Genomic DNA, 6,282 nt, shown 5'->3' on the forward strand with positions numbered 1-6,282 from the left:
CAGCCTTGGGATAGTCCGCCCCGTAACGCACCGCCAGTGTTAGGTTGCTGCCCGGAAATTGAAACGGGCAAGATGCCCGTTCCACGCCTGATGCCCATTCCACAGGTGCGACCCGTGGCGAATTTAATAATTAGATGCGGAAAGCGCACCTAAAAGATGCCGGTTCCACTCACCGGGTCAAACAGCTTTAATGAGATGCACTCTACCCGGTCAGCCATAGGATGATTAGTCAACCGGATTTGATCTAAGCTCGACCTAGGGAAAGCCCAGTTAAATTCCTTTGTTAAATATTTTTTCGTTACGTTGTGGGTCTATTCCGGATAATCTAACCTCTTGATTGCTATTGCTGCTAAATCGGCTATTTTCCAAATGATTAACCGGACTTGATATAATTCTATTTTCGCCGATATTAAGTTCCCCGTTCCCTAAAATAGTAAACTTTACAATTCCAATTACTACGGTATTTTCACACTTTATTCACAAGCTATGATTATATTTTTTATCTAGTAACGTTATAGTAATCTGGTTATGAGTTATTTTTTTGATCAAAGTAAAATCCTTTGATTTATGTCGGAATAACAGACCATAATTAATAAAACAATATGATTAATAATTACCCTCGATACCAAGTCGGTGGTAGTCTAGCCAGTGATTCGCCTAGCTATGTAGAAAGACAAGCAGATGTCCAACTCTATAACGCCTTAAAAAGGGGTGAGTTTTGTTATGTTATGGCTCCCCGACAAATGGGTAAGTCTTCTCTAGCGGTGCGAATCAGACATCAGCTAGAACAAGAAGGATTTAAATGCAGTACTATTGATATGACGCGCATCGGTAGCGAAATAATTACCCCAACTCAGTGGTACAAAGGAGTGGTGGCTGAGTTAGTACGAGGGTTGAAGTTATTCGGTCACTTTAATTTCCAATCCTGGTGGCACCAGGAAAAGTATCTTTCACTGCTTCAGCGATTGAGTAATTTCCTGGAAGATATCCTGCTGGTAAAATTTACTACTGAACGAATTGTTATCTTCATTGATGAAATTGATACTATTCTCAACTTACCTTTTCCGGTTGAGGATTTTTTGGCCCTGATCCGATTCTGCTATAACCAAAGAGCAACTAATCCCGACTATAATCGCATTGTCTTTGCTTTGTTCGGAGTAGCTAAGCCAAGGGATTTGATTACTGGCAAAAAGCGGACACTGTTTAATATCGGGAAAGCCATAGAACTACATGGCTTTGAATTCCATGAAGCATATCCCCTTGCCAAGGGATTAGAGGGAACAGGGGGTAACCCTACAAGGATTCTCAAGGAGATACTGGCTTGGACAGGAGGACAACCCTTTCTGACCCAAAAACTATGTCAGTTGGTAGTAGACTCAGTAAGGGTCGGGTTGACTATTGCTCCTGGTAATGAGGAATCTTGGGTTAGCCAAATCGTACATAATCAAATTATTGATCATTGGGAATCCCAGGATGAACCCGAGCATTTACGAAGTATCTCGGCTCGCCTTTTGAGTAATAATTTGAGTAATAAATATTATGCTGACAAATTGCTGGGACGTTATCAGCAGATTTTAGCTGGAGATGATGTACCGATGGATAACAGCGAAGAGTGCAACGAATTGCTGCTATCGGGTTTGGTGGTTAATCAACAAGGACGGCTAAGGGTGAACAACCCTATATACAAAGCAATTTTTAATCGTGAATGGGTTACCAAACAACTAGAGAATCTGCGTCCCGATAGTAAACAATTTTGCTATTCCTGACTTAGTATTATATACTGTTAGTTTAAGCGACTAAAACCCTAGCTATATCTCGATTTTTTGCTTCAGCCGCTTAAACTAACTTAAACTAATGTCCCAAACTCTGGGAGCATCCCAATTTGGCACGTTAGCTCTTTTTAGGGGGCTGAAACCCTTGAAATATCGTTGCTTTGGGTAATATTGTTTCCAAAATGGGATGCTCCCCAAACTCTTGCTAGGCAAGAATTTCACCATGTCTAATAAAAAGTCAAAGGAAAACAGTGGATGTGGATGCGCAAATATTCCCATTTCTGTAATCTTACTGGTTTTAGGCGGTGGTTATTGGTGGTTGAACCATCAAGGAGGTTTCGCTATTATTAGCAAATTACCTCAAAATCTCCCCATAGCTATTCCTCAAAATCTACCAATAGCTATTCCTGGTTTAAATTCGACACCAGCCGAACCACAACCTTCGGCTCCTACTAAGCCTTCTGTAACCACTGCACCTTCCTTCCCAAATTCGCCAATTGTTAAACCTAATCATCAGCCACCTTCACCAACACCAATAACAGCTCAAAAACCTCAAAAACCTCAAACAGCTCAAAAATTAAAAACACCAATTGTTAAACCTAATCATCAGCCAGCATCACCAACAACTCAAACTCCTTTGGAGAAAAAAGCAATCAGAGGAATTTATATAAGTCGTTATAACGTAACTAATAATGCTAGTGAAGAAAAAATTAGAAAACAAGTTCGTCATTATCACTCTCAAGGAATTAATACGATTATTCATGGTGTATGGGGTAATATTTGTCCTATGTACACTAGTGAAGTGATGCAAAAAACCTTTGGTTATAAAAGTTGTCCCAATCTGTTTCGCGACCGCTGGTTAAATTGGCTAATTGATGAAGCACACAAACACGGCATGGAAGTTCATGCTTACTTTGAAAAAGGTATCAAAATAGATAAAAATAGCCCGATTTTTGATTTAGCTATTGAACGCAAATGGGTTGTACCTGGCGTTGACCGCACCTATCCAGGAATCGAGCATTATATTCTGGATGTAGAAATTCCTGAAGTTGCTAATTTCTTTAGAGATATTTTAGTGGAATTTGTCCAAAAATATCCTAAAATTGATGCAGTCCAATGGGACGATTATCTGGGTTACCATGCCGAGTTACCAGGTAAAGTAAATCGCACTAAGAAGCTAACCACTTTTTCACAAGAAATGATCGGTGCTATGAAACAAGCTAACCCAAAGGTTAGTTTTGATCTTTGTCATCATAATCCTTATTGGGCTAAAAAATATTTTGCTGCCGACTGGCCAAAATGGAATGTAGATCGAGTTTTTATTCAAGCTTATAATGATAAAAATTTTACCAAAGAAGTAGATTATGCCGAAACCTATGATGGAATTGCTATTACTGATCAACAATTCCATCGCTTGCCAGAAATAGTGGCTAATAATAAAATTAAGGCTATTTTAGTGTTTCCTGATCGGACAAATCCAGAAGACGTAGCTTCTAAGTTAAAGCAATTTTATGTTAAATAGACCTAAGCGTCGTAAGCAATCAGCTATCAGCTATCAGCAATCAGCTATCAGCAATCAGCAATCAGCTATCAGCAATCAGCTATCAGCTATCAGCAATCAGCTATCAGCTATCAGCTATCAGCTAATGGGCTACGCGCAAGCGCACCTTTGAATAAAATAAGCTGACGGCTGACCGCACCTCAAGTAGGGTGAGCTTTGGCTCACGGCTGAATGCTTACTAAGCATCTAACTAGACTTCCGGAGCTATACAATGCCAAAATTTTCCCCTTCAATCACTGCTTCTGCTTCTAATGCGATCGCTCTCAATTTCTCTAAGGTCTCTGGTGCAACTGACTGCCACAATCCCCGCTGATTAGCTTCCAGTAACCGTTCTGCCATATCTCGCAATGCCCATGGATTCTTTTGTTGGATAAACTCTTGCACGTCTGGGTCAAATAAATACCCCTGAGCTACTCCTTGATACATATGATCTGCGACACAATTAGCAGTAGCATCATAGGCAAACAAATAATCTACTGTTGCTGCCATTTCAAATGCTCCTTTGTAACCATGGCGCATAACTCCCTCAATCCACTTAGGATTCACTACACGAGAACGGTACACTCGGGCAATCTCTTCCTTTAGCTGTCGGACTTTGGGCTTTTCAGGGATAGAATTATCCCCAAAGTAGGTTTGAGGATTTTTGCCAGTTAACCCCCGCACTGCTACGGTTAACCCCCCCTGAAACTGGTAATAATCATCTGAATCGAGTAAATCATGTTCCCGATTATCCTGATTGTGTAATACAATTTGCATCTGTTTAAGGCGCTGCTCAAAGGCTTCTGGGGCTCCCTTGGGGGAAGATGAGCTGTAGGCGTAACTACTCCAGTTAATGTAAGCGCGAGCTAAATCCTGCTCATCTTGCCAGTTTTGAGATTCAATCAAACCTTGTAACCCGGCACCATAGGCTCCTGGTTTTGAGCCAAAGATGCGGTAGTGCGATCGCATTTGGGCTTGGGACTGACTCAACCCTACCTGTAACCAAGAGTCTGTTTCCTGTTTCACCTGGGCTGCTAGAGGATTGTCTGATGGTGATTCATCCAGGCTTGCCACAGCAACTACTGCATTGTGAAATAGGTCGATTAAATTGGGGAAACTATCTCTAAAGAAGCCAGAAATGCGCAGGGTCACATCCACCCGGGGACGTTGTAACACAGACACTGGCAATATTTCAAAGTCTACCACCCGCCGTGAGGACCCATCCCAAATCGGTCGCACTCCCAACAACGCCAGGGCTTCGGAAATATCATCTCCCCCGGTACGCATGGTAGATGTGCCCCATACGGAAATCCCTAGGGTTTTGGGATACTCACCATTTTCCTGGGTATAGCGCTCCACTAGCACTTCAGCTGCCTTTCTGCCCACATCCCACGCTGTTTCTGTGGGTATGGCACGGATATCAACAGAGTAAAAATTGCGACCTGTGGGCAGAACGTCCGGTCGTCCTCTAGTCGGCGCACCAGATGGCCCACTGGGTACATATCTCCCCTCTAATCCCCTTAACAATTGGGTGAGTTCTTGATTAGTTTGTTGCAGTGCTGGTAACAGGCGATCGCGTATCCAATCTAATTCTTGTTTTGTTGTTTTACTAATCGGTAATCGGTAATCAGTAATCGCTATTGGGGAATTAGTGATGATTTGTTCTACTAATTCAGATGCTTCTTCTTCCAATACTTCAACCAAATCACCAACAGTATATTTCCCAGTATAGCATTCCTCTGTTGCCTCTTCCCTTGTCATTAATTTTGATATCGAATCTATACTACTTCTTGCGATATCCTTAACCACTGAAAACTCTTCCGTTAGGGGGTCAAAATCCCAACCTAAATCCTGAGCCAAAGCACGAGTTAAGCCGATGCGATTCTTTCCTGGATGACGAGCAATTGCTACTATTAAATCCTGCAATTGACGTCCTTGGGGACATTGACTAAACACATGTAAACCATCTCGAATCTGAGCTTCTTTCAATTCACAAAGATAAGCATCAATTTGATTAGTAATTTCCGATTCTCCAGCTTCGATGTCATCTACTGCAATCCCCAAATCTTCGTGCAAGTGCTCATCAAGGATAAGTTTAACAATGCGGACGCGAATAATTGGTAACCGAGACAAATCCAAACTCTGCGCTTCATAATACTCATCAACCAATCCCTCCAACTGTTGCAGAGGACCATAAAGTTCAGCACGAGTCATGGGAGGGGTTAAATGATCAATAATCACCCCTTGAGCGCGACGCTTTGCTTGAGCTCCCTCTCCGGGATCATTAACAATAAATGGATACAAATGAGGCATGGCTGCTAAGGCGACTTCTGGATAACAGCACTCTGACAAGGCCACACTCTTACCCGGTAACCACTCTAAATTCCCATGCTTGCCCACATGAACAATCGCTTGGGCACCAAAACACTTCCGCAACCAATAATAAAATGCCAAATACCCATCAGTTGGTTCCAAATCGGGAGCATGATAATTCAAAGCTGGGTCAATATCATAACCCCGAGAGGGTTGAATCCCTACAAACACATTTCCCAACTGAATCCCTGAAATGGGAAATGCTGAAATCTCTGTTATCTCTCCCTGGCCATCTTTGTTGTCATTACCGTTAAGATCAAACTCTCCCCAACGCTCACGGATTCCTTTTTGAACCGCTATCGGTAACTCTTGAAAATAGTCCCAATACTCCTGCCAACTCAACTCTTGTCGTACCAAACGTAACTGCCATCCTTCCGGATCATTGGTCACCCCAGCGGTTAACCACTCAATCAACTCATCGCCACTTTCCGGAATCTTCTCAACCCAATACCCAGCATCCCGTAACCCTTTTAAAATCTCTACACAACTGGCCGGGGTATCTAATCCTACGCCATTGGCCAGCCTGCCATCTCGATTAGGATAATTAGCTAAAATCAGAGCAACTTTTCTCTGATTCGGTAGGGTTTGCCCTAACAG

At 42.4% G+C, this 6,282-nt stretch carries 4 protein-coding genes; 3 read left to right on the plus strand and 1 reads right to left on the minus strand.

Going from position 1 to position 6,282, the window contains the following annotated elements:
* The first annotated feature begins 602 nt into the window (after positions 1-602).
* The 3 genes from F6K20_RS20340 to F6K20_RS20350 all read left to right on the plus strand — a co-directional run bounded on the left by F6K20_RS20340 (position 603) and on the right by F6K20_RS20350 (position 3,445).
* Positions 603-1,766 (plus strand): AAA-like domain-containing protein, encoded by a 1,164-nt coding sequence (locus F6K20_RS20340; protein WP_009149305.1) that lies wholly within the window; start codon positions 603-605, stop codon positions 1,764-1,766.
* A 229-nt stretch (positions 1,767-1,995) separates the two neighbouring features.
* Positions 1,996-3,294, plus strand: coding sequence for a family 10 glycosylhydrolase (locus F6K20_RS20345; RefSeq protein WP_287295818.1), 1,299 nt, complete (start codon positions 1,996-1,998; stop codon positions 3,292-3,294).
* Entirely contained in the window at positions 3,284-3,445 is a 162-nt protein-coding gene (locus F6K20_RS20350) for a hypothetical protein (protein ID WP_287295820.1), read from the plus strand. Before F6K20_RS20345 ends, F6K20_RS20350 begins: the two co-directional genes overlap by 11 nt.
* Before the next feature lie 92 nt (positions 3,446-3,537).
* Here the strand turns inward: F6K20_RS20350 and cobN are convergent.
* Positions 3,538-6,282: cobaltochelatase subunit CobN (cobN, locus tag F6K20_RS20355; protein ID WP_287295822.1), on the minus strand; the 2,745-nt coding region annotated here is incomplete at its 5' end.

Origin of the sequence: Moorena sp. SIO2C4 (assembly GCF_010672485.1) — a bacterium.
Lineage (GTDB): Bacteria > Cyanobacteriota > Cyanobacteriia > Cyanobacteriales > Coleofasciculaceae > Moorena > Moorena producens.

Coding starts and splice junctions, on each gene's coding strand:
- F6K20_RS20340 (WP_009149305.1), top strand. CDS start 603: ATGATTAATAATTACCCTCGATACCAAGTCGGTGGTAGTCTAGCCAGT.
- F6K20_RS20345 (WP_287295818.1), top strand. CDS start 1,996: ATGTCTAATAAAAAGTCAAAGGAAAACAGTGGATGTGGATGCGCAAAT.
- F6K20_RS20350 (WP_287295820.1), top strand. CDS start 3,284: ATGTTAAATAGACCTAAGCGTCGTAAGCAATCAGCTATCAGCTATCAG.